Source organism: Pseudomonas moraviensis, from assembly GCF_900105805.1.
In the GTDB taxonomy this organism is placed as follows: domain Bacteria; phylum Pseudomonadota; class Gammaproteobacteria; order Pseudomonadales; family Pseudomonadaceae; genus Aquipseudomonas; species Aquipseudomonas moraviensis_A.
This window is the reverse complement of record NZ_LT629788.1, coordinates 900,444-927,261: the sequence shown is the minus strand read 5'-3', so window position 1 is coordinate 927,261 and position 26,818 is coordinate 900,444. Positions and strand designations below refer to the sequence as shown.

At 60.2% G+C, this 26,818-nt stretch carries 25 protein-coding genes; 12 read left to right on the top strand and 13 right to left on the bottom strand.

The annotated features are described in order from the left end of the window. Window positions 1–181: 181 nt before the first annotated feature. On the bottom strand, window positions 182–745 hold the full coding sequence (locus BLU71_RS04470; RefSeq protein WP_083352413.1) for a DUF4174 domain-containing protein: 564 nt from the start codon (window positions 743–745) through the stop codon (window positions 182–184). Window positions 746–953: 208 nt separating this feature from the next. On the opposite strand from BLU71_RS04470, the gene BLU71_RS04465 reads away from it, so the two are divergent. After that, window positions 954–1,187: a hypothetical protein gene (locus tag BLU71_RS04465; RefSeq protein WP_083352412.1), complete on the top strand. Its 234-nt coding sequence runs from the start codon at window positions 954–956 to the stop codon at window positions 1,185–1,187. Between the two features lie 158 nt (window positions 1,188–1,345). Here the strand turns inward: BLU71_RS04465 and BLU71_RS04460 are convergent, their stop codons facing one another. Further along, a complete protein-coding gene (locus tag BLU71_RS04460; protein ID WP_042609141.1) occupies window positions 1,346–2,131 on the bottom strand; it encodes a sulfite exporter TauE/SafE family protein in 786 nt (261 codons plus the stop codon). A gap of 238 nt (window positions 2,132–2,369) precedes the next feature. Next, on the bottom strand, window positions 2,370–3,119 hold the full coding sequence (locus BLU71_RS04455; RefSeq protein ID WP_042609140.1) for a hypothetical protein: 750 nt from the start codon (window positions 3,117–3,119) through the stop codon (window positions 2,370–2,372). 333 nt (window positions 3,120–3,452) lie between these two features. Between BLU71_RS04455 and BLU71_RS04450 the strand changes: the two genes are divergently transcribed. The 3 genes from BLU71_RS04450 (at window position 3,453) to BLU71_RS04440 (ending at window position 6,077) form a co-directional block, all read left to right on the top strand. Continuing rightward, window positions 3,453–4,601, top strand: coding sequence for an aldose epimerase family protein (locus BLU71_RS04450; RefSeq protein WP_083352411.1), 1,149 nt, complete (start codon window positions 3,453–3,455; stop codon window positions 4,599–4,601). Window positions 4,602–4,760: 159 nt separating this feature from the next. Then, entirely contained in the window at window positions 4,761–5,582 is an 822-nt protein-coding gene (locus tag BLU71_RS04445; RefSeq protein WP_083352410.1) for an aldo/keto reductase, read from the top strand. A 24-nt stretch (window positions 5,583–5,606) separates the two neighbouring features. Next, complete coding sequence (locus BLU71_RS04440) at window positions 5,607–6,077, top strand: DUF1810 domain-containing protein (RefSeq protein ID WP_083352409.1); 471 nt, start codon at window positions 5,607–5,609, stop codon at window positions 6,075–6,077. Here the strand turns inward: BLU71_RS04440 and BLU71_RS04435 are convergent. Next, window positions 6,042–8,402 carry a DNA polymerase II gene (locus BLU71_RS04435; RefSeq protein WP_162276422.1) on the bottom strand — a complete coding sequence of 787 codons (2,361 nt, stop codon included), beginning with the start codon at window positions 8,400–8,402 and terminating at the stop codon, window positions 6,042–6,044. The two genes, BLU71_RS04440 and BLU71_RS04435, sit on opposite strands and share 36 nt — an antisense overlap. A 198-nt stretch (window positions 8,403–8,600) precedes the next feature. On the opposite strand from BLU71_RS04435, the gene BLU71_RS04430 reads away from it, so the two are divergent. Then, window positions 8,601–9,041 (top strand): CBS domain-containing protein, encoded by a 441-nt coding sequence (locus tag BLU71_RS04430; RefSeq protein ID WP_016775372.1) that lies wholly within the window; start codon window positions 8,601–8,603, stop codon window positions 9,039–9,041. A 118-nt stretch (window positions 9,042–9,159) separates the two neighbouring features. Here BLU71_RS04430 and BLU71_RS04425 read toward each other — a convergent pair whose 3' ends face one another. Beyond that, on the bottom strand, window positions 9,160–9,789 hold the full coding sequence (locus tag BLU71_RS04425; protein ID WP_042609135.1) for a glutathione S-transferase N-terminal domain-containing protein: 630 nt from the start codon (window positions 9,787–9,789) through the stop codon (window positions 9,160–9,162). Window positions 9,790–10,078: 289 nt separating this feature from the next. Between BLU71_RS04425 and BLU71_RS04420 the strand changes: the two genes are divergently transcribed. The 4 genes from BLU71_RS04420 to BLU71_RS04405 all read left to right on the top strand — a co-directional run bounded on the left by BLU71_RS04420 (window position 10,079) and on the right by BLU71_RS04405 (window position 12,527). Next, entirely contained in the window at window positions 10,079–10,600 is a 522-nt protein-coding gene (locus BLU71_RS04420; protein ID WP_065615973.1) for a DUF3455 domain-containing protein, read from the top strand. Window positions 10,601–10,758: 158 nt separating this feature from the next. Further along, window positions 10,759–11,286: a sigma-70 family RNA polymerase sigma factor gene (locus BLU71_RS04415; protein WP_083352407.1), complete on the top strand. Its 528-nt coding sequence runs from the start codon at window positions 10,759–10,761 to the stop codon at window positions 11,284–11,286. Then, window positions 11,283–11,975 carry an anti-sigma factor gene (locus BLU71_RS04410; RefSeq protein ID WP_083352406.1) on the top strand — a complete coding sequence of 231 codons (693 nt, stop codon included), beginning with the start codon at window positions 11,283–11,285 and terminating at the stop codon, window positions 11,973–11,975. The genes BLU71_RS04415 and BLU71_RS04410 overlap by 4 nt, the downstream gene beginning before the upstream one ends. A 189-nt stretch (window positions 11,976–12,164) precedes the next feature. Continuing rightward, window positions 12,165–12,527: a hypothetical protein gene (locus BLU71_RS04405; RefSeq protein WP_083352405.1), complete on the top strand. Its 363-nt coding sequence runs from the start codon at window positions 12,165–12,167 to the stop codon at window positions 12,525–12,527. A gap of 70 nt (window positions 12,528–12,597) precedes the next feature. On the opposite strand, the gene BLU71_RS04400 is transcribed toward BLU71_RS04405, so the two are convergent. Continuing rightward, window positions 12,598–13,689, bottom strand: coding sequence for a DUF1615 domain-containing protein (locus BLU71_RS04400; RefSeq protein ID WP_042609122.1), 1,092 nt, complete (start codon window positions 13,687–13,689; stop codon window positions 12,598–12,600). Window positions 13,690–14,021: 332 nt separating this feature from the next. Between BLU71_RS04400 and BLU71_RS04395 the strand changes: the two genes are divergently transcribed. Continuing rightward, window positions 14,022–16,226 (top strand): TonB-dependent receptor, encoded by a 2,205-nt coding sequence (locus BLU71_RS04395; protein ID WP_065615970.1) that lies wholly within the window; start codon window positions 14,022–14,024, stop codon window positions 16,224–16,226. Between the two features lie 291 nt (window positions 16,227–16,517). Then, window positions 16,518–18,047, top strand: coding sequence for an FAD-dependent oxidoreductase (locus tag BLU71_RS04390; RefSeq protein ID WP_083352404.1), 1,530 nt, complete (start codon window positions 16,518–16,520; stop codon window positions 18,045–18,047). Between the two features lie 124 nt (window positions 18,048–18,171). On the opposite strand, the gene hemB is transcribed toward BLU71_RS04390, so the two are convergent. Next, a complete protein-coding gene (gene hemB / locus BLU71_RS04385; RefSeq protein WP_083352403.1) occupies window positions 18,172–19,146 on the bottom strand; it encodes a porphobilinogen synthase in 975 nt (324 codons plus the stop codon). 248 nt (window positions 19,147–19,394) lie between these two features. Beyond that, complete coding sequence (locus BLU71_RS04380; protein ID WP_042609117.1) at window positions 19,395–20,093, bottom strand: glutathione binding-like protein; 699 nt, start codon at window positions 20,091–20,093, stop codon at window positions 19,395–19,397. 283 nt (window positions 20,094–20,376) lie between these two features. On the opposite strand from BLU71_RS04380, the gene BLU71_RS04375 reads away from it, so the two are divergent. After that, window positions 20,377–21,051, top strand: coding sequence for a hypothetical protein (locus BLU71_RS04375; RefSeq protein ID WP_039763430.1), 675 nt, complete (start codon window positions 20,377–20,379; stop codon window positions 21,049–21,051). Between the two features lie 110 nt (window positions 21,052–21,161). Here the strand turns inward: BLU71_RS04375 and mnmH are convergent, their stop codons facing one another. From mnmH to BLU71_RS04350, 5 genes are all read right to left on the bottom strand, one after another. Further along, window positions 21,162–22,268 carry a tRNA 2-selenouridine(34) synthase MnmH gene (gene mnmH / locus BLU71_RS04370; RefSeq protein ID WP_064361377.1) on the bottom strand — a complete coding sequence of 369 codons (1,107 nt, stop codon included), beginning with the start codon at window positions 22,266–22,268 and terminating at the stop codon, window positions 21,162–21,164. After that, window positions 22,268–23,302 carry a selenide, water dikinase SelD gene (gene selD / locus BLU71_RS04365; protein WP_042609115.1) on the bottom strand — a complete coding sequence of 345 codons (1,035 nt, stop codon included), beginning with the start codon at window positions 23,300–23,302 and terminating at the stop codon, window positions 22,268–22,270. The genes mnmH and selD overlap by 1 nt, the downstream gene beginning before the upstream one ends. 111 nt (window positions 23,303–23,413) lie before the next feature. Next, window positions 23,414–24,262 (bottom strand): type IVB secretion system protein IcmH/DotU, encoded by an 849-nt coding sequence (gene icmH, locus BLU71_RS04360; protein ID WP_065615967.1) that lies wholly within the window; start codon window positions 24,260–24,262, stop codon window positions 23,414–23,416. 140 nt (window positions 24,263–24,402) lie between these two features. Further along, a complete protein-coding gene (locus BLU71_RS04355; RefSeq protein ID WP_065615966.1) occupies window positions 24,403–25,509 on the bottom strand; it encodes a type VI immunity family protein in 1,107 nt (368 codons plus the stop codon). After that, window positions 25,502–26,650, bottom strand: a complete 1,149-nt coding sequence (locus BLU71_RS04350; protein ID WP_083352402.1) for a VRR-NUC domain-containing protein — start codon at window positions 26,648–26,650, stop codon at window positions 25,502–25,504. Before BLU71_RS04350 ends, BLU71_RS04355 begins: the two co-directional genes overlap by 8 nt. Between the last annotated feature and the right edge of the window lie 168 nt (window positions 26,651–26,818).

The window sequence follows — 26,818 nt, the reverse complement described above, 5'->3', positions numbered from 1 at the left end:
GAGCCTGCCCGCGATCGCGGTTTGTCAGGCAACATATTCGCGGGCTGAGCCGCCGCCATCGCGAGCAGGCTCACTCCTACAAGGGATTTGTGACTGCCTCGGGTTTGTGTTCTGACAAAAAAATGTGGGAGCTGGTTTGCCAGCTCCCACAGGGATTTTGCTTCATTCAGTCAACGCGCGATCAATCATCCGGCATCTGCGGCGGTTTGCTCGGTTTCGCCGGTTTGCTGCCCTTCGCGCCTTTGGCCGGTTCCGGCTCGGTGGCGGCGGGTGTTTGCGCAGCGGCGGCGGCAGCGGCGGCTTCTTTTTCGGCCATGGGCATGGCGTCGATGGTTTCGAAGATTTTCGCCAGGCTCAGTGCCTTGGCTTCGTCACCTGAGGCGGAGAGCTTGGTTTCGCCGTCCTTGCCCACCAGGAACACTTTCGGATACGCCCCGGCACCCAGCTTCAGCGAACGCAGCAGCGCCATGGTGTCTTGCTGGCCCATGTCCTTGCCGTCGAGTTGGCCGGACATGCTGAGGATGGTGTAGACCTTGATGTTGCGGTCAGTGACGCCCTTTTTGTTGGCAGGGTCTTCCAGCGACTTTTTCAGGCTCAGCCATACCGGGTCGACAGTGCTTTGCGCAATCACGATCAGCGGGCGGGCGCGGCCCACGTCCCCGGCCAGGGGTGAATCGCTGTCGGCGGCGAACAAGGGGCCGGCGATCGCCAGCAAGAATGTCAGGGTCAGGGACCTGATGAGCATGCGCATCTCCTTTTGATATCCACGCACTACTGATTGCGCATCGTAGCGATTGTTCCGGCGGCGTCTGGCAAAAAGGCATTGCCCTGTCAGAAGCTTAGGTCAGGGCGCGCTTTGCGCAACATGGCAGACGTGATCACTCTGTCGATTTGCTTACCGGCCAACGGCGCACTACGGTGGCTGCTCTGCCAATGAAATGGAGTTCACCCGCATGCACATCGACTATCTGTGCAATCACCCCGAATTTATCGAAGAACTGGCCACACTCAACTTCAAGGAATGGGGTGATTTCGCGCCTGGCGACAGCCTGGAGGCCCGCATCGAGTTGATGCGCTCTGCGTGTGGCAAGGGCGAGATCCCCAGCGTGATGGTGGCTTTGGAAGGCGCGGAGCTGGTTTACGAAGAACTGCCGGTAACGGTGATGAAGTTCGTCATCCAACGCTGACCCCTGTGGCGAGGGAGCTTGCTCCCGCTCGGCTGCGCAGCAGTCGTAAACACGGCAATGTCGATTTTTCTGCGAGTTCGTCAACCGGGATCGGGGCTGCTTCGCAGCCCAGCGGGAGCAAGCTCCCTCGCCACAGCTTTGTAGGGCGCTCAGCAGGATCAAAACGCCAACTTATAACCAATCAACACCAGCATCGTTGCCAGGCACGGGCGCAGGACTTCGTCGGAGATGCGGCCGGTCAGGTGGCTGCCGAGCCAGATGCCCGGCAGTGAGCCCATCAGCAGAAAACCCAGCACGCCCCAGTCCATGTTGCCCATGCTGGCGTGGCCGAGGCCGGCGACGAGGGTCAGGGGTACGGCGTGGGCAATTTCGGTGCCGACCAGGCGGCGGGTTGGCAGCAACGGGTAGAGGATGAAGAGCGCGACGGTGCCCAGTGCGCCGGCGCCGATCGAGGTCAGGGCAACCATGGTGCCGAGGATCAGCCCGGTGATCACGGTCATCACGTTGAGCCGCGAACCGCTAGGGTTGTAGTTGCCACCCGCGCGTTTGTGGGCGAATTCGAGCAAGCGTTTCTTGAAAAAGATTGCCAGCGCCGTGGCGAAGAGGACGAAGCCCAGCGCCTGTTTGATGATGGCGTTCATCGCTTCCGGCGCGGTGTGCAGAGTGCTGAGGAACCACAGGGTCATGGCCACGGCGGGCACACTGCCCAGGGTCAGCCAGCCGGTGATGGCCCAATCGATGTTGTTGTTTTTCCTGTGAACGAGGACGCCGCTGGATTTGGTGATCGCCGCATACAACAGGTCGGTGCCCACCGCGGTTGCCGGGTTGATGCCGAACCACAGGAGAATCGGCGTCATCAACGAACCGCCGCCGACACCGGTCATGCCGACGATAAACCCCACCACCAACCCGGCAATCACCAGGCCGAAATTTGCCAATTCCATTCAAACGTCCAGAAAACGACAGGAAAAATCTGGCCCGCAGCATAGCGATTTTTCATATAACCACATATATCGATGCGGTCTATGGTTATGCCATATCGAATTTACCCGGGATTAAAATTGTAGGAGTGAGCCTGCTCGCGATAGCGGAGTGCCTGTCGGCTCATCAAAATCTGAAAGACGGCTATCGCGAGCAGGCTCACTCCTACAGGGATCTCTGCACTAGCCGAAACCGTGGGGCTCACTGCACCGGCAGGAAATTCAGAAACAACAGACTCTGCGCGTAATTCAAACCAATCCTGCGATAGCGCTCATCGAGCATCTGCGTGAGCAGGTCCAGGCGCGCGACGATTTTGCTGAATTCGGTGGCGAAGCTGAGGTTGCTGCCCTCCTCCGAAATTTCATTGGAGAACAGCAACGGCTGGCCTTCCTTGTTCTGCCGTTGCGAGAGGATCCACATGGCTTTTTCGATATTACGTGCAGCGTTGTGGACGAAGGTCGGGTTGATCGCGTCGGTCATGTAGAACTCGGTGCGATTGCCGTGGGCGGTGACCAGCATGCTGCCGATCGCATAAATGAACGCGCCGACGCGATCGCCGAGGAATTCCGGGCTCATCGCATAGCTCAGCGCTGCCAGGTCTTTACGCCCACCGAGCACGGGCAACGGCTGCTGTTGCTCAACGGCGAGGCGCACCTGTTTCACGGCGGTGTTGATGTTGAGGAAGCCGGATTTGCGCAACTCTTCCGGGTTGCGCAGGTAGAGCTTGCCCATCAGCCGATAGAGGCTGTCGAGGTTGTCGCGCATCGCCAGGGTGGCCATACGGTCGACGCTGGTCTGCAGGAATTCCTGCGGCTGCCCTTCACGCATCTGGTTGAAGAACCCGTTGCCGTTCTGGTGGCTGCAGCCGCTGAGCAACAGCGAGACCAGGCAGGCCAGCAGCAGGCATGGGCGGCGGTGAGCGGCGGTGATCAGGGCAAAAACACTCGGCATGAAATCTCGGACAGGCACATTCCTGTGCGGCGGGAGTCACCGCATCCTGGCCATGCATAGAGCCGCCGATTGCGAAAAAGTGCAGTGCCTGGGCGTTTAGCCGACCTTCGGCGCTTTGCGACCTGTCAATTAGTCGGACTTTATATTTGCCAATAAGCGTAAATCCGCTATAAATCTCCTCTCCCCACCCAAATAGAATGACTAGTCACATGTAGGAGCTGCCGAAGGCTGCGATCTTTTGATCTTGCTTTTAAAAAATCAAAATCAAAAGATCGCAGCCTTCGGCAGCTCCTACGGTCAATACGAAAACAACAACAAAAAGGAAGGTCAACCATGCTTCAATCCCGTCACCTGCTCTCCGGCCTCGGACTGTCCCTGATGATCGCTACCCTTTCCGCCAACGCGGCGGGCCTGACCGCCGAACACAAAGCCTTCGGCAAGACCAATGACGGCACGCCCGTTGAACAGTACATCCTGCGCAACAGCCACGGCATGCAAGCCACTGTCATCACTTACGGCGCGACCCTGCAAGCACTGAAAGTTGCCGACAAGCACGGCAAGTTCGACGACGTGGTGCTGGGTTTCGATGATGTGCAGGGCTACCAGAAAGGCACCGCGTACTTCGGCGCGACCATCGGCCGCTTCGGCAATCGCCTCGCCGAGGGTGCTTTCGAACTCGACGGCAAACGCTATCAAGTGCCGCAGAACGACAAGTCCAATGCCTTGCATGGCGGCCCCGAAGGTTTCGACAAGAAAGTCTGGAAGGCCAAAGAGACCAAGGACAAGGATTCGGTTGGCGTGACCCTGACCTACCTGTCGGCCGACGGTGAAATGGGCTTCCCTGGCAACCTGACCACCGAAGTCACCTATCGCCTGACCGACAACAACGAGCTGCGCATCGACTACAAGGCCAGCACCGACAAGCCAACCGTGCTCAACCTGACCAACCACAGCTACTTCAACCTGGCCGGCGCTGGCAATGGCGACATTCTCAAGCAGGTCGCGACCATCCATTCCAGCCATTACACGCCGGTCACCGCGAAACTGATCCCCACCGGGGAACTGGCGCCAGTCGCCGGTACGCCGATGGACTTCAGCAAACCGACGGCGATCGGCACGCATATCAAGGCTGATCATCCGCAACTGAAATTCGCCGAGCCGAAACAGGGTGGTTTCGATTTCAACTGGGCGCTGGACACCAAGGGCGATGTCAGCAAAGTCGCCACCGAAGTCAGCGATCCGCAATCCGGGCGTGTCCTGCAACTGTTCACTACCGAGCCGGGGGTGCAGTTCTACACCAGCAACTTCCTCGACGGCACGGTCAAGGGCAAGGGCGGCAAGGTCTATCCGCACTGGGGGGCGTTTACCCTCGAGACCCAGCACTACCCGGATTCGCCGAACCAGCCGGACTTCCCGAGCACACGGCTTGATCCGGGGCAGACCTATGCCCACAGCGTGGTCCTGAAATTCACCGCCAAGTAAAAGCTGGAAGATCAAAAGATCGCAGCGTTCCGCAGCTCCTACAGAAAAACACATCCCCCTGTAGGAGCTGCGGAACGCTGCGATCTTTTTTGCTTGTGGAACCCCGACGCTATTCTGCTGCCCACTAAAGATATCGACTCTTTAAGCCAGGAGGTTTGAATGCGTACCCTTGAGTTGGCCGGCGTACAGGTTCCCGTGATTGGCCAGGGCACTTGGCGCATGGGCGAGGATCGCTCGGCGCACACCCGTGAAGTCGCGGCGCTGCGCACCGGCATCGAGCTGGGCATGACCCTGATCGACACTGCAGAGATGTACGCCGAGGGCGGTGCCGAAACCGTCGTCGGCGAGGCCATTGCCGGTCAGCGCGACAAGATTTTCCTGGTCAGCAAGGTCTATCCGCACAACGCCAGCCGCCAAGGCATCCCGCAAGCCTGCGAGCGCAGCCTGCGTCGGCTCGGCACCGACTACATCGATCTGTATCTGCTGCACTGGCGCGGTCAATACCCGTTGGAGGAAACCGTCGAAGCCTTCGAACGTTTGCGCGAGGAAGGCAAGATCGGCCGTTGGGGCGTGTCGAATTTCGATGTCGACGATCTCGAAGAACTGTCCAGTTCGGCCTGCGCCACCAATCAAGTGCTGTACAACCTCGAAGAGCGCGGCGTCGAATTCGATCTGCTGCCGTGGTGCCAGCACCAGCGCCTGCCGCTGATGGCTTACTGTCCGATCGGCCAGGGCGGCGCGATGCTCGCCGAGCCGGTTCTGCAAGACATTGCCAGTCGTCACAACGCCACCCCGGCGCAGGTTTCGCTGGCATGGATTCTGCGCCAGGATGGCGTGATTGCGATTCCCAAGGCTGTGCGCCCGGAACATGTGCAACTCAATGCCGAAGCGGCGCAGCTGCAATTGGACGCCGGGGATCTGGCGGCGCTGGACAAGGTGTTCCCGGCGCCACAACGCAAGCAGCGGCTGGCCATGGTCTGAGCCGCCGACTGCGAGGGCTTGGCGATGAGAAGCACAGATCTGCACGACCCGTTTGATCTGCAACGTTTTGTCCAGGCACAGGACCCGGTGTTCGAACGCGTTCAACGCGAACTCGAAGAGGGCCGCAAGCGCAGCCACTGGATGTGGTTTGTCTTCCCGCAATTCGCCGGGTTGGGCGGCAGCGAAATGGCCCGACGCTTTGCCATTGGTTCAGCCGATGAGGCCCAGGCTTATCTGGCCCACGAACTGCTTGGCGCGCGATTGCGCACCTGCACGCAACGGGTGTTGAATGTGCCGCAGCGCTCGATTGCAGAGATTTTCGGCCACCCCGATGACCTGAAATTTCATTCGTCGATGACCCTGTTCGCTCAGTTCAGCGCCGAGGGCAGCCTGTTCCATCAGGCGCTGGAGCGTTACTTCCATGGCATTCTCGATGAATGGACGCTGCAACTGCTCGACTCAAAACAGGCCCAGTTGCCCACCGATCAGGGTTGAGAAGTCGTCGTCGACAAACGGCAGGATTGCATCCGCCACCGGTTGCAGCTGACGGGTGATGTAGTGGTCGTAATCGATGGCGGCGCGGCGTACCTCCAACGGCTCCGGGCCGGCCAGCGTGATGACGTAGCTGATCCAGCCGCCGTTTTGATACTGCCGGGGCCGACCCTGCTCGGCGTTGTAGTCGTCGGCCAGCCGTGCCGCACGGACATGCGGCGGCACGTTGCGTTCGTAATCGTCGAGGGTGCGGCGCAGACGCTTGCGATACACCAGCCGATCATCGAACTCCCCGGCGAGGGTCTTGCGCACGTAGTCGCGCACGTAATCCCGATACGGCTTGCGCTGGAAAATCCGCTCATACAGTTCCTGCTGAAATTGTCGGGCCAGCAGTGACCAGTCGGTGCGCACGGTCTCCAGGCCCTTGTAGACCATTTCCTCGCTGCCATCGGTGCGGGTGACCAGACCGGCGTAGCGCTTCTTGCTGCCCTCCTCCGCGCCGCGAATCGTCGGCATCAGGAAACGCTTGTAGTGAATCTCGAACTGCAATTCCAGCGCGCTTTCCAGCCCGTATTCGTCGCGCACATGGGCGCGCCACCAATCGTTGACGTGCCTGACCAGCGCATGACCGATCTGTGCTGCTTCTTCCTGGCCATGCAGCCGGCGCAACCAGACGAAGGTGGAATCGGTATCGCCGTATATCACCGCGTGGCCTTGTTCCTCGATCAACTGGCGAGTGCGCAGCATGATTTCGTGGCCGCGCAAGGTGATCGACGAGGCCAGGCGGGTATCGAAAAAACGGCAGCCGCTGGAGCCAAGCACGCCGTAGAAGGCGTTCATGATGATCTTCAACGCCTGGGACAGCGGCGCGTTGTGCTCGCGCTTGGCGGTCTCACGCCCTTCAGCCACCCGCGCCACGATGGCCGGCAGGCAATGCCGGGTACGTGAGAAACGGGCGCCACGGAAACCCGGCACCGAGTCAGCGTCGTCGGGATGTTGCAGTCCCTCGATCAAGCCCACCGGGTCGATCAGAAACGTGCGAATGATCGACGGGTACAGGCTTTTGTAATCGAGCACCAGCACCGACTCGTACAACCCCGGCCGCGAATCCATGACAAACCCGCCGGGGCTGGCCTGCGGCGGGTTGGTGCCGAGGTTCGGCGCAACAAAGCCCTGGCGATGCATCAACGGCATGTACAAATGGGTGAACGCGGCGACCGAACCGCCGCTGCGGTCGGCCGGCAAACCGGTGACGCTGGCCCGTTCGAGCAAAAACGTCAGCAGTTCGGTCTTGGCGAAGATCCGCGTGACCAGTTCGCAGTCCTTGAGGTTGTATTTGGCCAGCGCCGGTTTGTCTTCGGCGAACATGCGGTTGATCTCGTCCATGCGCTGGTACGGATTGTTGATTGCCTTGCCTTCGCCGAGCAGGGTTTGCGCAACATTTTCCAGGCTGAACGACGGAAAGCTCCAGGTCGCCGACCGCAACGACTCGATGCCATCAATGATCAGCCGCCCCGCTGCCGAGGCGAAGTAGTGATTGCGGCTGCCGTGCTCGCGCCACTGCATTTCTTCGCCGCCACGGCCGATTTTCAGCGGCACGCCGAGACGCCGGGCGTGTTCGTGAAGGATGCGCAGATCGAACTGCACAACGTTCCAGCCTATGATTGCGTCGGGGTCGTGGCGGGCGAACCAGTCGTTGAGTTTTTTCAGGATCACCGCGCGCGAGTCGCAGTACTCCAGATCGAAATCGACAATGCTGGCGTCGCCGTTCGGCGCGCCGAGCATGTACACCTGGCGCTCGCCGCAGCCTTCCAGGGCAATCGAATACAGCTCGCCGTTTTCCGTGGTTTCGATGTCGAGCGAGACCAGGCGCAGTTTCGGCCGGTAATCGGGGTCGGCTTTCATCTGGGCGTTGAGCAGCACACCCTCTGCATCCGGGGTGCCGCCGAACCGCACTGGCGCGGTGATAAAGCGCTCCATCAGATAGCGTTCCGGCGGGCGCACGTCGGCTTCAAAAACATCGACGCCGGCGCGGTTCAGCGCGGTTTCCAGGCGCATCAACTGGCCGTGTTGCTGGCAATACAGACCGAGTACCGGACGATGCTGAAAATCCTGCAGGGCGAGCGGGCGCAGTTCGACATTGTTTTCATCGTGCAGCAGACGCTCGGCCGCTTCACGCTGGGCGGCGGGAATGAATGCTACCGACGGCTGATGCGCCAGGCGCACACGGCGTGGCCCGGCGTCGGTCGCCAGCCAGAACTCGACTTCGGTGCCGGCCGGCGTATCGCGCCAATGCCGGGTCAGGACGAAGCCCTGCTGTAAATCCACCACTGCGACCTCGAAAAATCAGACTGACCGGCATTCTACGCGGCATTGCCACGCCTGGCCCTGGCAAAAAATACCGCGGATCTGCGGAAAAACCCGGCGAATGGCGTTTTTTGCACGCTAACTGCCGCTTTGCCACCTTGCTCTGCGCGGCTGCGTCTACGATGCTTGATGAACAACGACAACACCTGAGTAACCGCCATGAAGACCGTCGCCCAACTGCTCAAGCTCAAAGATCAGAAAAATCAGGAAGTGCACCAGATCAAACCCGATCACATGGTGCTCGAAGCGCTGATGAAGATGGCCGAGAAAAACGTCGGCGCCTTGCTGGTGGTCGAAGACGACAAAGTGGTCGGCATCATCAGCGAGCGCGACTATGCACGCAAACTGGTGCTGCACGGCCGCTCCTCGGTGGGCACGCCGGTGCGCGACATCATGGTCAAGGACGTGATCACCGTGGACACCCGGCAAACCGTCGATACCTGCCTGGGCATCATGTCGGACAAACGCCTGCGCCACCTGCCGGTGGTCGAGGACGGCCAGTTGATTGGTCTGCTGTCGATCGGCGACCTGGTGAAGGAAGCGATTGCCGAACAGGCTGAATTGATCAAACAGCTCGAGCAATACATTCGCGGCGAATGAGCCCACCGCCGTGCCGTTGTGGGAGCGAGCCTGCTCGCGAATGCGCTGGGTCAGTCGAAACATCTTTGGCTGACACACCGCTTTCGCGAGCAGGCTCGCTCCCACAAGGGGCTATTTGTCAGCCTTGAGAGGGCCAATGCCGTTCGAACACCGGTGCCAGCACCGGGTGTCGGTCAATCCTTTGCAACCACGCATAAAACCCCGGGCGGGTCTGGCGCAGATGTTCGCGGCTGCCGGCCCAGCGGCTCACCACTGCCGCCAGCACATCCAGTGCCCCGGGGGTTTCGTCATCCAGATACAGCTCGCCGGAAAACTGATCGGCAAATATCTCCCAACTGAAGTGCAGGCGCTGGCGCGTGCCAGCGATCAGGTTCTGCCGTGCGCTCTCGTCGGGCGTGATCAACCAGCGCTCGGGGTAATCGATGATGCCGACCGCCGCGTAGCAATTGCCGACGATATAGGCCAGGCCGCGAATCGCCTGATCGCGATCAGCCGCCTCGCTCGGCAGCAGGCCGGACTTGGGAAACGTCAGGCCCAGGTGGATCAGGATCGCCGCACTTTCAGTCATGGCGCTGCCGTCCGGCAGTTGCAGGGTCGGGATCTGCTTCAGCGGATTGAGTTTGCCCAGCGCTTCGGCGGCTTCGGCGCTGGCTTCGGTATCAATGAATCGATAGGCGATCTGGCACAACTCCAGTGCTGCCTCGATGGCGGCCGCGCCGGAATTCTTGTGCCCGTAGAGCTGGTACATGTCCGTTTCCCCCGATAAGGCCTTTGCACAGGGTAGATGGCTGTGGCTCGGGTGTAAAAGTCTCCGACGTAACCCCCTGTAGGAGTGAGCCTGCTCGCGATGGCGTCGTGTCAGCAAAACTTATATAGCAGGCATACCGCTATCGCGAGCAGGCTCACTCCTACAGGGTTGTGGCGAGTCATCAAAAATATTCTCCCGGCACTGCATCCAATCGCCTCCGCCACGGGTAGTCCTTGTAACAGCGCACTTTTGTGCTGTCAGTGCTCTACCCTTTTCGGAGAATCATCGGATGAACATCACCCAGCTGATTGGCTTCACCGGTTTGCTCGCTTTCACCACCAGCACGTTTGCCCAGAGCAGTTATCCCGACGCGATCAAAGTGCCGGACGGGCACAGGATTGCCCTGGAAACCACCGGGGTTGGCGAGATCACCTACGAATGCCGCGACAAGCCCAATATGGCCGGGCAGACCGAGTGGACTTTTGTCGGGCCGAAAGCGGTGCTCAATGATCGCAGCGGCAAACAGGTCGGCACCTACTTCGGCCCACCGGCGACCTGGCAAGCGAAAGACGGATCGAAAGTCACCGGCACGCAACTGGCCGTGGCACCGTCGAGCCCGGGCAACCTGCCCTATCAACTGGTCAAGGCCAATCCGGCCGAGGGCAAAGGCGCGATGACCGGGGTCAGCTACATCCAGCGTGTTGCGCTCAAGGGCGGCGTAGCGCCGGGCAGTGAGTGCACCATGGCGAACAAGGGCAAGCAGGAAATGGTGAAGTACCAGGCGGATTATATTTTCTGGGCGGCGAACTGATATCTCGATCCCAGCACAAATCCCTGTAGGAGTGAGCCTGCTCGCGATAGCGGTATGTCAGTGAACGATCTGCCGGCTGACACAGCGCTATCGCGAGCAGGCTCACTCCTACAAGTGGGACTGTGTGATTCTGGAGAATGTGAGCTAGATTGCACGCCATGCCTTTAGCCGAATCCGTTTTCGATTACGAAGCCCGCCTCGCTGCCTGTGCCCGGGGCGAGCGGGCGGCCTTGCGCGATTTGTATGTGCAGGAAGGCCCGCGCCTGCTCGGCGTAGCCAAGCGGCTGGTGCGCGATACGGCGCTGGCAGAGGACGTCGTGCATGAGGCGTTCATCAAGATCTGGAATGGTGCTTCCGGGTTCGACCCGGCGCGCGGTTCGGCGCGGGGCTGGATGTTCAGCGTGACCCGGCATCTGGCCTTGAATCAGCTGCGCAGGCAAAGTCGGGAAACGCCCTTCAGCGAAGAACATGAGGCAACGGCGCCTGATGAGCTGGCCGATGTTCACTCGGCGCGCATCCATCGCTGCCTCGAGCAACTGGAACCGCAGCGGCGCAGCTGTATCCTCCACGCCTACGTCGACGGTTACAGCCATGCGCAGATTTCCGCACGCCTCGACACGCCGCTGGGCACGGTCAAAGCGTGGATCAAGCGCAGCCTCAATGCTTTGCGGGAGTGCATGGGATGACCGGCGAATCAGCGCAGGACCGGGATGAACTGGCCGGCGAATACGTGCTCGGCACGCTGTCGTTCGAGCAGCGCATCGAGGTGCAACGGCGTTTGCCCGACGAACCCGAATTGCGGGCAGCCGTGGATGCCTGGGAACGCCGGCTGCTGGAGCTGACCGATCTGGCCGAGCCACAGCAACCCTCGGCGCAGCTGTGGCCTCGCATCGAACGCAGTCTCGAACGACTGACGGTGAGCAAACCGCTGACTTCGTGGTGGAACCTGCTGCCGCTGTGGCGCGGTCTGAGCGCCGCCGGTCTGGCGGCGACATTGATCCTCGGCACGCTTCTGCTGACCCAGACTGCGCCGAAACCGAGTTATCTGGTGGTGCTGGTGGCGCCGCAGGACAAGGCGCCGGGTTGGGTGATTCAGGCGAGCGATTCCCGGGAGATCCAGTTGATTCCGCTGGGCGTGGTCGAGGTGCCGGCGGACAAGGCGCTGGAGTTCTGGACCAAGGCTGACGGCTGGTCGGGGCCGGTTTCCCTGGGCCTGGTCAAACCGGGGCAGGCTTTGTCGGTGCCGCTGGACAAATTGCCGCCACTGCAGCCCAACCAACTGTTCGAGCTGACGCTGGAACGCGCGAGCGGCTCGCCGATCGGCAAACCGACGGGGCCGATTCAGGCGATCGGGCGTGCGGTCAAAGTCTTGTAGTGTGCCCTGTAGGAGCTGCCGAAGGCTGCGATCTTTGTTTTCAAGATCAAAAGATCGCAGCCTTCGGCAGCTCCTACATCAATCATCATCGACGTCGATGTTCACCATCACGGCAATGAAGTTCTCATAAAAAATTCCGGGCGTAACATCGGCTCCATACCAACCAACAACACCCCGGAGCACACCATCATGAAACGCCAGACTCTTCTCAGCATCGCTTTCTCGGTTTTCGCAGTTAACGCTTTTGCCGCCACCCCGGCGCACACCATGATCGCCGAAGGCGGCTCGGACAAACTGATCGAAAGCCGTCTGGCCGAAGGCGGTTCGGATCGCCTGATCGAACGCCGCGTTGCCGAAGGTGGTTCGGATCGTCTGATCGAACGTCGCGTTGCTGAAGGTGGCGCTGATCGCCTGATCGAACGTCGTGTTGCTGAAGGAGGCTCGGATCGTCTGATCGAACGCCGTGTTGCCGAAGGTGGTGCTGATCGTCTGATCGAACGCCGTGTTGCCGAAGGTGGTGCTGATCGTCTGATCGAACGCCGTGTTGCCTGATGCATGACTGCAAGCGCAACACCGCAGAGAAACCCGGCTCCCGCAGCCGGGTTTTTTATGTCTGCCTGTTTTATCCGGCCTTGGCCATGCAGCGTTTGTAGCGCTCGTCCACGCGTTTGGCGAACCAGGCTGTGGTGAGTTTGCGGGTGATCTTCGGGCTCTGCAGCACGATCCCCGGCAATAGCGCACGCGGTAATGCCTTGCCTTCGGCTCGCTCCGCCAGTTCGAACACGCGCTGATAGAGTTTGGTCTCTTCGAATTCCAGGGTTTTGCCCTTCTCCAGTTGATCGCGAATCGTCGGGTTGCGCATGCCCAGCGACTTGCCAAGGGTGCGTACCGCCAGTTCGGTGCTGCCGGGCATGATCGAATCGTAGCGGATCAGGTCGCCGTCCAGGGTCAGCGGAATGCCGGACGCGCGACTGACCGCGTTCTGAAACGCAGCATTGCGGCTGGCGTACCAGCCGGCGTTGAAATCGGCGAAACGATACAGCGGCTCGCGGTAATTCACCGGATAGCCGAGCAAATGGGCGATGCCGAAATACATGCCGCCGCGCCGGCTGAACACTTCACGGCGAATCGTGCCGTCCACCGGATACGGGTAATCCTTGGCGTGCTCTTCAGCGAATTCAATGCTGACCTGCATTGGCCCGCCGGTGTGCACCGGGTTGAAGCCGCCGAACAGGGTGCGCCCCATCGGTACCATGCCGATGAAGTCATCGAAAATCGCGCTCAGCTCCTTTTCACTGCGCGCTGCATTCAGGCGTTCGCTGTAGGTCTTGCCGTTGGGCGAGCGCACTTGCAGAGCGCCGCTGACCAACAAGCTGGGGATGTGCACCTTGGCGGCGCGGCGATCGATCTCGTCGCGGGCAATCTTGCCCAGACCGGGCACCGTCGGGTCGGCCTGGAAAGTGGATTCCTGTTCCGCCACGGCCAGTACCGAACAGAGATTTTGCGTGGTGGTATTGATGCCCTGCGCGGCGAACGCGGCGTAGATGTCCGTGGCCCAGCCTTGGCGATCAGCGGTTTTCGCCGGCAGCAAGCGGACGATTTCCGCTTTCACTTCGGCCGGCGGGCGCGGTGCCGGTTCGTTGCTGCGCTGGCTGGCGCAACCGGCGAGCAGCAGCAAGGCGCCGAGTGTGGCGAGTAATCTTGAGGTGTGCATCGTTGCTCCTTCCAGTCCGGTGTGCCGCGTTCCCCCTGCAAGCCCACAAATCCTGTGGCGAGGGAGCTTGCTCCCGCTGGGCTGCGGAGCGGCCCCGAATCCTGCCATCCGCGTCAACCAGAAACAACCGGGAGTCCAGGATTGCGACGGCTGCGCCGCCGAGCGGGAGCAAGCTCCCTCGCCACAATGTGCAGCTCTTACGGGGCTGATGACAAACTGATTGCAAAACGTTACTGCGAAACCCTATCATTTGCGCCTGGAGTCGCATTAGCGCAAGGAGTTCCGCGCCGCCCTTATTTTATTCATTGGCCGCTCGCCTCCAGGTATCCGACATGCCCGCTTCAGCTCGACTCGGCGCTCCGTTCCGCCCGACTTTGCTTGCCCTGCTATGTTCCCTGACCGTTACCGCCCACGCCGCTGAAGACAACAGCAAAGAGCTCGTGCTCGACGACGTCAACATCAACGCCCAGGCCCCAACCCCCAACGCCCTGCCCCCGGTCTACGCTGGCGGTCAGGTTGCACGCGGCGGCCAATTGGGCGTGCTGGGCAATCAGGACATGATGGACGTGCCGTTCAGCGCGGCGTCCTACACCGAGCAACTGATCCAGGATCAGCAGGCGGAAAACGTCGCCGATGTGCTGCTCAACGATTCCTCGGTGCGCCAGGCCTCGGGCTTCTCCAACCAGGCGCAGGTCTTCATGATTCGCGGCCTGCCGCTCAATGGCGATGATATTTCCTATAACGGCCTGTACGGCGTCTTGCCCCGGCAGATCATTTCCACCGATGCACTGGAACGCGTGGAAGTGTTCAAAGGCCCCAATGCCTTCATCAACGGCGTGACCCCGACCGGTTCCGGCATCGGCGGCGGCGTCAACCTGCAACCAAAACGCGCCGGCGATGTGCCGCTGCGCCGTTACACTACCGACATCAACAGCGAAGGCCGCATCGGTCATCACTTCGACATCGGCCAGCGCTTCGGTGAAGACAATCGCTTCGGCGCGCGGGTCAACCTGTCGCAGCGCGAAGGCGACACCGGCATCGATCACGAGAACCAGCGCTCGAAACTGTTCGCCATCGGTCTGGATTATCGCGGCGATGCGCTGCGGCTTTCCGGCGACTTTGCCTATCAGAAAGAACGCGTCAACGGTGGCCGCAGCTCGGTCAACCTCGGTACCGCCACGCACCTGCCGGACGCGCCATCGGCCGATACCAACTACGCGCCGAAGTGGGGCTACACCGATATCGAAGACACTTTCGGCATGCTCCGCGCCGAGTACGACCTCAACGACAACTGGACCGCCTACGCCGCCGGTGGCGCCAAGCACACCCGTGAAGTCGGCCGCTACAACTCGACCACCCTGGTCGGCAACAGCGGCGCGTCGTTTACCACCGGCTCGTTCGTGCCCCATGACGAGGACAACACCAGCGTCATGGCCGGCCTCAACGGCAAATTCAACACCGGCCCGGTCAGCCACAAGCTGAATTTCGGCCTGACCGGGATCTGGGCTGAGCAGCGCAGTGCCTATGACTTCGACCTGACGCGCTACTCGAACAACATCTATCACCCGATCACGCCGCCGGCACCGGTCGGCAACTTCGCTGGCGGCGATCTCAACGATCCCGGCATCGTCGGCAAGACCTTCAACCGCAGCGTAGCGATCTCCGACACCCTCGGTTTCTTCGACGATCGCCTGCTGGTCACCGCTGGCCTGCGTCGCCAGCAACTGGTGGTGCAGGGTTACAGCTACGCCAGCTACGGCAGCGGCCCGCGCTCGTCGAGCTACGACGAATCGATCACCACGCCGGTGTACGGCATCGTGTTCAAGCCGTGGGAGCATGTGTCGATCTACGCCAACCACATCGAGGGCCTGGCGCAGGGTCCGACCTCGCCGACCAGCTCCGGCGGTTTCCGCGTGACCAACGGCAACGAAGTCTACGCACCGAAACGCTCCAAGCAGACCGAGGTGGGCGTGAAAGTCGACATGGGCACCTACGGCGCAAGTCTGGGTGTTTACCGCATCGAACAGCCAAGCGATGGCTACTGCGAAATCAACGGTCCGACCACTTGCACCTACGTCCGTGAAGGCGAACAGATCAACAAAGGCGTGGAAATGAACGTGTTCGGCGAGCCGATCGATGGCCTGCGCCTGATCAGCGGCCTGACCCTGATGGACACCGAACTGAAAAACACCCTCAACGGTGCCAACGACGGCAACCACGCCATCGGCGTGCCGACCTTCCAGTTCAACGCTGGCGTGGATTGGGACGTGCCGGGTCTGCAAGGCGTCGCGCTGAATGCGCGGATGCTGCGCACCGGCGGGCAATACGCCGACGCAGCGAACAACCTCAGCTTGCCAACGTGGAACCGCTTCGACGCAGGTGCGCGCTATGCGTTCAAGGTGTCGGAGAAAGACGTGACGCTGCGTTTCGGCGTTGAGAACGTGGCGAACAAGAAGTACTGGGAATCGGCTCAGGGCGGGTACCTGACCCAGGGTGAACCGCGGGTGGCGAAGCTGTCCGGGACGATTGATTTCTAAGCACTAAAAAGATCAAAAGCCCCTCACCCTAACCCTCTCCCAGAGGGAGAGGGGACTGACCGAGATGTTCTCTCGAACTACGCCGACCTGAAATATCCAGTCGAACTCAGGACTTGAAAAGCCCCCGATCGGCTCCCTCTCCCTCGGGAGAGGGCTGGGGTGAGGGGTTGCAGCCGTGCAGCCCATTCCCAGGTATGCACAAAACAGCCGCCCTGTCCCGTCCGGCCGACCACACTGGCCACCCTCTCCCGCTGATCCATACTTGCTGCACAGCCACAGGAGGACAGCCCCATGAACCGCAGCGACGTGCTGATCATCGGCGCCGGCCCGACCGGTCTGGTCCTGGCGCTGTGGCTGAGCAGACTCGGCGTGCGCGTGCGCATCATCGACAAGACTACGGCGCCCGGCACTACTTCCCGCGCCTTGGCCGTGCAAGCGAGAACCCTCGAGCTGTATCGCCAACTCGACCTGGCCGACACCATCGTGCGTCGTGGCCATCAGGTCGCGGCGGCGAACTTCTGGGTCAACGGCAAACCGGTCGCGCAGTTGCCACTCAAGCGCATCGGCGAAGGCCTCACTCCCTACGCCTTCGTCGAAATTTTCCCGCAGGACGAGCACGAACGGCTGCTGCTCGAGCGCCTTGAAGATTACGGCGTCAGCGTCGAGCGCAATACCGCGCTGGACAGCTTCGAGGACACCGGCGACACCATCACCGCGCATCTGCGCCTGCCCGATGGCCAGCAGGAAGTCTGTCAAGCCTGCTATCTGGCCGGTTGCGACGGCGCCCGTTCGGTGGTGCGCAAAACCCTCGACACCGACTTTCCCGGCGGCACCTATCAGCAGATTTTCTACGTCGCCGATGTCACGGCCAGCGGCCCGGCGCTCAATGGCGAGCTGCATTTGGATCTGGACGAAGCGGACTTTCTCGCGGTGTTCCCACTGGCCGGCGAAGGCCGCGCGCGACTGATCGGCACGGTGCGTGACGAACGCGCCGAGCGTGCCGAAACCCTGCAGTTTTCCGATGTCAGCAGCCGCGCCATCGAGCATCTGAAAGTGCATATCGAAGACCTGCACTGGTTCTCCACCTACCGCGTGCATCACCGGGTGGCCGAACACTTCCGTGATGGCCGGGCATTTCTGCTCGGCGATGCCGCCCACGTACACAGCCCTGCGGGCGGCCAAGGCATGAACACCGGCATCGGCGATGCGATCAATCTGGCCTGGAAGCTCGCCGCCGTGCTCAGCGGTGGTGCCGAACCGAAACTGCTCGACACCTACGAAACCGAGCGCATCGCCTTCGCTCGCCGACTGGTCTCCACCACCGACAAGGTCTTCAGTTTCGTCACCGCCGAGGGGCGCATGGCCGACCTGCTACGCATGCGTGTGGCGCCGTTCCTGCTTCCGAAAATGGCCGCGTTCGAAGCAAGCCGCGAGTTCCTCTTTCGCACGGTCTCGCAAGTCACCCTCAACTATCGCGGCATGCCACTGAGTCAGGGCGAAGCCGGCCATGTGCACGGCGGCGACCGCTTGCCGTGGGCGCATGATGGCGAAGGAGATAATTTCGGACCGCTGCGGCAGCCGTGCTGGCAGGTGCATGTCTACGGCGACACCAGCGACGAGATGATCGCCTGGTGCGCCGAACATCACTTGCCGCTGCACGTCTTCGACTGGCGCCCGGCGTTTGAAACAGCCGGATTGGGCCGCAACGGCTTTTACCTGCTGCGCCCGGATACCTATGTGGCGATTGCCGAAAGCAGTGCCGATCCAAAAGTGATCGAGCGCTACTTCCGCGATCACGGCATCCGCCCGTTCTTCAACTGACACACCACAACCCCCTGTAGGAGTGAGCCTGCTCGCGATAGCGTTGTGTCAGTCGAGAAAATTCATGTCTGACACACCGCTATCGCGAGCAGGCTCACTCCTACAGTCTGGATTTGTGCTGGGCTTAGATCCCGGCCAGTGCCAGATCCATCGCAAAGTAAGTGAAGATCAGATCCGCGCCCGCACGCTTGATGGCGCCAAGGCTTTCGCGCACCACGCGATCCTCATCGATCGCGCCGGCCTGGGCGCCGAACTTGATCATCGCGTACTCGCCGCTGACCTGATACGCCGCCAATGGCAGGTTCGAAGCCTGACGAATGTCACGGATGATGTCGAGGTAGGCGCCAGCCGGTTTTACCATCAGCGCATCCGCGCCTTCCTGCTCATCGAGCAGCGATTCGCGCAGGGCTTCGCGACGATTCATCGGGTTCATCTGATAGCTCTTGCGATCACCCTTGAGCGCGCTGCCGCCGGCCTCGCGGAACGGACCGTACAGCGCAGAAGCGAATTTGGTCGAGTAGGCCATGATCGGAATCTGCGTGAAGCCGGCCGCGTCCAGTGCCTGGCGAATCGCGCGCACCTGGCCATCCATTGCTGCCGACGGTGCGATTACGTCAGCCCCGGCGCGAGCAGCGGCCACGGCTTGCTTGCCAAGATTGATCAGGGTCTGGTCGTTGCCGACTTCGTGGTTGTGCATCACACCGCAATGGCCGTGGTCGGTGTACTCGCAGAAGCAGGTGTCGGACATCACGATCATTTCCGGCACGGCATCCTTGGCGATGCGCGACATGCGCGAGACCAGGCCGTCTTCGCGCCAGGTGTCGCTGCCGCTGGCGTCGAGATGATGGGACACGCCAAAGGTCATCACCGACTTGATCCCGGCACGGGCATAGCGCTCGATTTCACTGGCCAGTTTGCGCTCGGGGATGCGCTGCACGCCGGGCATGCTGGTGATCGGCACGAAGTCGTCGATCTCTTCCTCGACGAATATCGGCAGCACCAGATCGTTGAGGCTGAATTCGGTTTCCTGGAACAGACTGCGCAGGCTCGCATTGCGGCGCAGACGGCGGGGACGTGCTTCGGGGAACTGACTGGACATGGGGCCTTTCCTGAAAAACAGCGGATGAGACGAAAGTCGTAGGGGGCGCAGCTTATGCCTTGCGGCGGGTGCGGGACAAACCTGGATCGGCCAAGAGAGCGTTACCGGGCTTGCAATAATCGATAAAACGCAACAAATCCCCTGTAGGAGTGAGCCTGCTCGCGATAGCAGTGTGTCAGACATAAATTTCTCCACTGATACACCGCTATCGCGAGCAGGCTCACTCCTACAAAAGGAAACGCGGTGCGTCAGGAAGGAATGGTCAGGCCGCGGATGACTGCCGGGCGAGCGAGGAACCGCTCCAGCACCCGGGTGACGTTGGGGAAATTCTGAATCCCGACCAGATCCCCTGCCTCATAGAAGCCGAGCAGATTGCGCACCCACGGGAACGTGGCGATATCGGCGATGGTGTAGCGCTCGCCCATGATCCAGTCGCGGCCTTCAAGGCGGGTGTTGAGCACGTTCAACAGGCGTTTGCTCTCCTCGACATAGCGGTCACGCGGGCGCTTGTCCTCGTAATCCTTGCCAGCGAATTTGTTGAAGAAACCGAGCTGGCCGAACATCGGGCCGATGCCGCCCATCTGCCACATCAGCCATTGAATGGTCTCGTAGCGCAGCGCGCCTTCCTGAGCGAGCAACTGGCCGCTCTTGTCGGCCAGATAAATCAGGATCGCGCCGGATTCGAACAGCGGCAGCGGCTGATCTTCCGGGCCATGCGGGTCGAGGATCGCCGGGATCTTGTTGTTCGGGTTCAGCGAGAGAAACTCCGCCGAGGTCTGGTCGTTGGTGTCGAAGCCGACGCGGTGCGGCTCGTACGGCAGGCCGATCTCTTCGAGCATGATCGACACTTTGACGCCGTTGGGGGTCGGCAGGGAGTAGAGCTGAATCCAGTCCGGGTACTGCGCCGGCCATTTCTGAGTAATCGGGAATGCAGACAGATCGGTCATTGGAAGCATCCAGTCACAAATTGAAAGCCGATCATAATGTAGGCCCGGGTTGGCGCCTACACGAACCGTAACATCCTGTCGCTAACCTGCCTGCATGCCCGCAAAGGTTGCCGTTAGAGTGCCGCGCACTGGCCCGGATCGAACCAAACGGGCATTACAGGACTCTGAGCTATGCCTTTCTCGCAGAGGAAGCTGTTCACGACAGGGAAACACCCGGTGCTGGGAGCCCGCGGTGCCAAGGTTTGTCAGCCTTAACCGATTTTGCTGAAGAATCTTCGAATTGATGACGAACCTGATGAGTTTCGCCAAACGTTTCAAACATCGCGCGTACGTGGCCCTGCCCTCCCTGCTGGCAGTCAGTGCGCTCTTTCTGTCCCTCGAATCCAGTGAAAGCCGCGCGCAACCGGCGGACGGCACGCAGACCCTGGTGTTCCTGCGTCATGCGGAAAAACCCGAAGGCGGCTTAGGCCAGCTCAACTGCCAGGGCCTGAACCGCGCCATCGATCTGTCGACACTGCTGCCGGAAAAATTCGGCAAGGCCGACTACGTGTTCGCCGCCAACCCGACACGCAACGTTGAAGAAGGCGAGCTGGACAACTCCTACAGCTACATTCGCCCGCTGATGACCATCAGCCCGGCCGCGATCAAGCTTGGCCTGCCGGTGAACATCGAGTTCTCCGCCAACGACACCAGCGATCTGGCCCGCGAACTGCTGGACGAGAAATACCACAACTCGACGATCTACACCGCCTGGTCACACGGCTATCTGCCGGAGCTGATCAACAAGGTCGCCGGCAATGCGGTGGGCGAGCGGCAGAAGATCACCGATGACTGGGCTGGAGACGACTTCGACTCGCTGTACGTGCTCACCCTGAAGTGGCACAACGGCAAGGCCAGTCTGCAGAGCCATAGCTACAAGCAAGGACTGGATAATGGCAAGGACACCTGCCCGACCTGAGTTTTTTATCGCCTGACCTGGCCCTATCGCGAGCAGGCTCACTCCTACATTTGGAACGCGTTCCACCTGTAGGAGTGAGCCTGCTCGCGATGAGGCCGGTACAACCGACGCTAAATCCTCTGACTCACCCGCTCGCGCAAATACTCGATCACCGCCTGACGCTCCCCGGCGAACTCGATCCGCCCGCCCTTCTTCTCGCGCTGGAACACATACATCGGGTCGTAGTACTCACGCAGCAACACGCTTGTCCAATCGCGAAACAGCTCGACCGAACCGCTACGGGCCTGTTCGGCCAGTGCCGCCTCCATCTGCCCGTACAGTCGTTGATAGCGCTCGCCACCCAGGCGACGCTGAATATTGTTCAGGCTGGCAATCAATCGCTCGGCATATAGGGCGAAACCCACCTGCTCGCCATGCAACGCGACGAACTCGGCGTGCAGGTCAATTACGTAATCCTGGAGGATTCGCTCGACCCGATTCTCAAGGCTGTCTTCAAGCCAGACCAGCGGTGCCGCTTGCATGCCCCGGTACAGCGGCAACGGCAAGGCACAGCTGCCGACCACCCGACTCTCGTCTTCCAGGACAAATTGCCCGATCCCGCGGGCGCGCTTTTTCAGCACATCGACAGCCAGGCGATTCTCGAAATCGATGTTGCCCGGTTGCCCGGTGGCGCGCTTGCCGAAACTCGAACCGCGGTGATTGGCATGGCCTTCCAGATCCAGACCATTGCTCAACTGCACCAGCACTTCGGTCTTGCCAGTACCGGTCATGCCACCGAGCAGAACCAGATCGCATTCGGCCACAGCCTGATCGACCGTTTCCAGGAGGAACGTGCGCATGGCCTTGTAGCCACCGCCCACACGCGGGTAATCGATGCCACCTTCGTCCTTGATCCATTGCTGGACGATCTGTGAACGCAGACCACCGCGGAAACAATAGAGATAGCCGTCGGGGTGGTTACGGGCGAATTCGACCCAGCCCTGGATGCGTGCCTCCCGAACCTCGGCCGACACCAGCCGCTCACCCAGAGCAATCGCGGCTTGCTGCCCGTGCTGTTTGTAACAGGTGCCGACCTGTTCGCGCTCACGGTCGTTCATCAGCGGCTGATTGATCACACCCGGGAACGCGCCGTGGGAAAATTCAACCGGCGCACGGACATCCATCATTGGCCGGTCGTTGAGGAAAATATCGCGGTAGTCAGTGCAGTCGCGGAGCATCAGATCACCTCGACTGCGTTCGTCTGTCGCTCGACCAGTTCGCCGATCGGCTCAAGGTTCAGCCCCAGTTCGGCAGCAACGCCGAGGAACTCTTCATTGCCCTCGGGCGTGACCGCAATCAGCAGACCGCCACTGGTTTGCGGATCGCACAGCACGCGCTTGTGCAGTTCCTGCACGCGGCCGACCTTGCTCGAATAGCTGTCGAAATTGCGCAGCGTACCGCCCGGCACACAGCCTTGATCGAGGTAGTACTCGACACTGTCCAGACGCGGCACGCGGTCGTAGGCGATGCGCGCGGTCAACTGGCTGCCGTCGGCCATTTCCACCAGATGCCCGAGCAGGCCGAAACCGGTAACGTCGGTCATCGCCGTAACGCCGGCGAGCTTGCCGAAACGGCTGCCGGGCTTGTTCAGGGTACACATCCAGTCACGGGCGACACCGACGTCGGCGGCGCGCAATTTGCCCTTCTTTTCTGCGGTAGTGAGGATGCCGATGCCCAGCGGTTTGGTCAGATACAACAGGCAACCGGCGGTGGCGGTGTCGTTGCGCTTCATGTGGCGCTTTTCCACCAGACCGGTGACGGCAAGACCGAAAATCGGCTCCGGCGCATCGATCGAATGCCCCCCCGCCAACGGTATGCCTGCGGCGTCACACACCGAGCGACCGCCACGAATCACTTCCCGCGCCACTTCCGGCGCCAGCACGTTCACCGGCCAGCCGAGGATCGCAATCGCCATCAACGGATCGCCACCCATCGCGTAGATGTCGCTGATCGCGTTGGTCGCGGCGATGCGGCCGAAGTCGAACGGGTCATCGACAATCGGCATGAAGAAATCGGTGGTCGACACCACACCGCGCTCGGCATCGATCTCATACACCGCAGCGTCATCGCGCGACGCGTTGCCGACCCAGAGCTTGGGATCGAGGTTCTGTGCGCCGCTGCCGGCGAGGATCACTTCCAGCACCTGTGGGGAAATCTTGCAGCCACAACCGGCGCCATGGCTGTATTGGGTCAGACGAATCGGCTCGCTCATGGGAGAGTCTCTGGCAATGAATGGGGCGGATTCTAGCAGAGCGTGGCACAGCGTTTCTGCCGGGTGCATGCCGGGCGCGGTCCATTTGCCTCGTCTTCAGGAGAAAATCGGTTACAGGTTGAGAATCCGCTCCAGGGACACCAGCACTTCCTCGGTGATGGCATTCAGACGGATCGTGTAGATCGTGTAGGCGACCGTCAGGACGACCGCTGCAAGAGCCCAAGGTGTCCACAACGGCCACGTCCGCTTGATCCGGTAGTTGCGTGGCGCGACATTTTTAAGCGGGTCGGTCAGGCGCTTGGGCGTCTCGCCACGCAGGGGGCGCAGCAGGCCGTGCAGCTGGCTGATGATCTTCTGTATCTCGTCATCGCCCTTGGCGTGGGCGCCGTATTTGCCCTTCAGACCGGCGATCAGGCACAGGTACATGAACTCCAGCACCTGCTGATAGCGGGCGGCTTCGGGGATCATGTTGTTCATCACGGTGAAGAATTTCTCGCCGCCCTGGGTTTCCCCATGGAACTGGCTGAGCAACGAGCGTGCGCTCCAACTGGACGACTTGCCCCACGAGGTGCGCATGACCACTTCGTCAATCAACAGGCACAGACTGTAGGAGTACGCCTTGAGCATGCCGGCGTCGTAGTCGAGTTGACGGACTTCTTCCATGATCGTGGTGATCTGGTTGCTGACGCTCATGTACAACTCAGGTACGTCGTCGTGCTGGTCCAGACGGCGCAGGCGGATGACCAGGCCTATCAGCGGCATGGCGGCATCGCACAGTGGATTCCATGCAAGGCCGCGCAGGTCGAACTCCGGGTCTGCAAGCAGCAAGGGTGGCTTGGGCTTGACTTGTTGCTCGGGCAGGTCCGTTTCAGCGTTGCTGGTGTCCTGTTGCGAATAGTCGAAGAGCCGATTGCTGGCGTCTGCTGCAGGCGCATTTTCAGTGGGTAGGTAGTCGTTCATACTTTCACTCCTGATCGTCCAGAATTGCATTTGGGGCAGCGGGATTACCGGTGCAGCAGGCCCACTCGCAACCACTGTTCAGGCTTTTGTCGATGATGGCGGACGAGTTTGAGAATCCGTTTAACGCCGGCATGGTTTGGTTACTGTTGTGATTTGTCGTCGGTGGCCTGGTTTGGAAAGGCGTCAAACATCAGCCTGCTTGCATCCAACTGCTGTTGCTCCGCTGCTGATATGCGGCGGTACTGTGGTGAAGACTGTCGCTTCGGGGTGTCTTTGGGAATGTCAAACCGGCGCATCCATTGATTGCTGGTGCGCTCATTGAGCCTCACTTCGCCAGCAATCGAGCCGTAATGCAGTGAACCGATGTTGCTGACCCGCAAAGGTTTGAGCACTTCATTGACCATCACATACAGTTCAGGACGTGGATCAATGTTGGCTTTACCCAAAGCAGGCCAGTCCCCGGCGCGGAAGATCGTGCCCCATTCGTAAGGCAAGATGCCGATGCGGACGTCGTTGAGTTGTTCAAGCAAGTCCTCGGTTGTGCCTAATTTGCTTACCCAATGGTGGGCGATAAAGGTGTACCAATTGAGGTTGGTGTAGCCGGTGCGCCACTTTTGATTGCCGTAGGGAATACACAGATCTGCCCCCCGATACTCTTGTATGAGTTCATATTCGATGTGCTGATAATTTTCCCACTCAAAACTGTGTTGAACGCCTAGTCCCGCGGCGCCGTGCAGCGGCCGTAAAATGTTGCAAAGATCGAGCATTAGGGTGTCGAATCTTTTCTTACCGGCACCCTTAAGCTCTTCTACGGGAAGGTAGAGTCTGACAGTTGTCATCGAGCCATGAACTTTTTCGTACCACCCTGCAGGCGAGCAAACATCAAACATATACGCGCCGACTTTTTCAAACCCCTTGTCGGATGACCACATAAGTGCAGCTGACTCTGATAGTCCATCTGACTGTATATACGAAATACAGTCCTGCTTGTTTTGCGGGGTGAAGGTTCTCTCAACCATGACCTCTCCCCCCGTATAACCCCACACCAATTTTTCACCGAAATGCGTGCAATAGAGTTCAAAAGCCTGAGCAATGTGTTTTCTACGCACTGGAAGATAAGCATCGACCAGATAAAAAATCGCGACCAACCCAACTTGTAAAACCGGCTTCTCTTCATCGTCCTCATCAACAATGGTGAAATCCCAGCGATGGGCATCAAAGTCTTTGAAGAATGACTCTTCATTCATAATAGGTCTCCGGCGCATCTTCCCAAAACACATAATTGTGGATGGTGGTCTGCTGGTGCTGCTGACGTTGGTTCCATTCGGTCCACCGGGCTTGGGCCTCCTGCTCGTCCGCAAGCAATGTCGAATGTGAAGGCTCTGTATTTGGATGGGCAAAGGCGGGCATGGCGGCTCCAGTCCCTACTCCGGCACCCGCTAGAAGTCGCTTGGTGACCGCAGTGATGAAAGGCTTGAAGCGGATCGAATGCCCGCCCGCATTGGCGACCAGAGCAGTTGCTTCAACCGCAGCAGTAGCGGGCGCAACCGCCACGGATGTCATCGCCGCGCCAATCGCCACAAAGGGTGCGGCCAAAGTTATTTCAATGCCTGCAACAGCTCGTCGATTCTCAGCCTGTATCGCTCGTTCATCCGGCGCTGCTGTCATCACTGGCGTTCCAAGTGCTATGAACTGGTTTTCCAATCTGAGCCGCGCTGCCGCATGTTCTGCATCTATGCGGCCAACCAGCAGCTTGTGCCTGGCCGCTGCGGCGCGCGACGCCAAGCTAGTGACTTGCGCGACCGGGCGGTAGACTGGCTCACTGGCCGAGGAGCGGACCCACTCACGCCACTTTTGTTTGTCGCTTGAGTCGCAATTCCTGGTCTCAAGGAGCCTCAGCTTCTGATAACCCCCCGCAATATCCGCGTATGCGGTCTGTTGATCACGAGTTAGCCTGTCCCCCGGAAACTTCATCTCAATCACCGATGCCAAATTACCTTGACTATATTGCGACATCCCTGGGTTGCCGAACGATCTAAGACGCAGAACATCAGGTATACGCAGCAATCCAGGAGGTTTTTTTTGTCCATCAATCCATAGTGCGCCGTCACTCGTCGAAGGCGTGGGTGACAAGAGTTGTTCAAGATCCGTTTTGCTCAACAGGTCGGTTTCAACGCGCATGCTTGCAAGTTGTTCAAAGTGACGGTTGCGCAACTGTTGATACTGCGAAAGCGGAAAACTGCTTGGCCGATGAGGCTCGCGCTTGCTCATGATCGGTTGCGGTGGACTTTTGCTCATATCAAAACCAACTTCACCGCAGTAAGGAAAGTGATACTTGAACGCTTCGTTATCACACCGCACTAACTGCGAGACGGTGCGCTGATACATTGGATAGCCATCCTTCGCGCGCTTATAGGGAGTTGCTTTAGCGTATGAGGCTTTTTCACACAAGTACCATAAGTCCAGGGGGTCCGTGACGGGTAACACCATGCCGCTACTACTGGGTTTCGTGACACTGCGGGTTTTACCGTCAGGGGCTCGGCTTGCTGTTCGCGG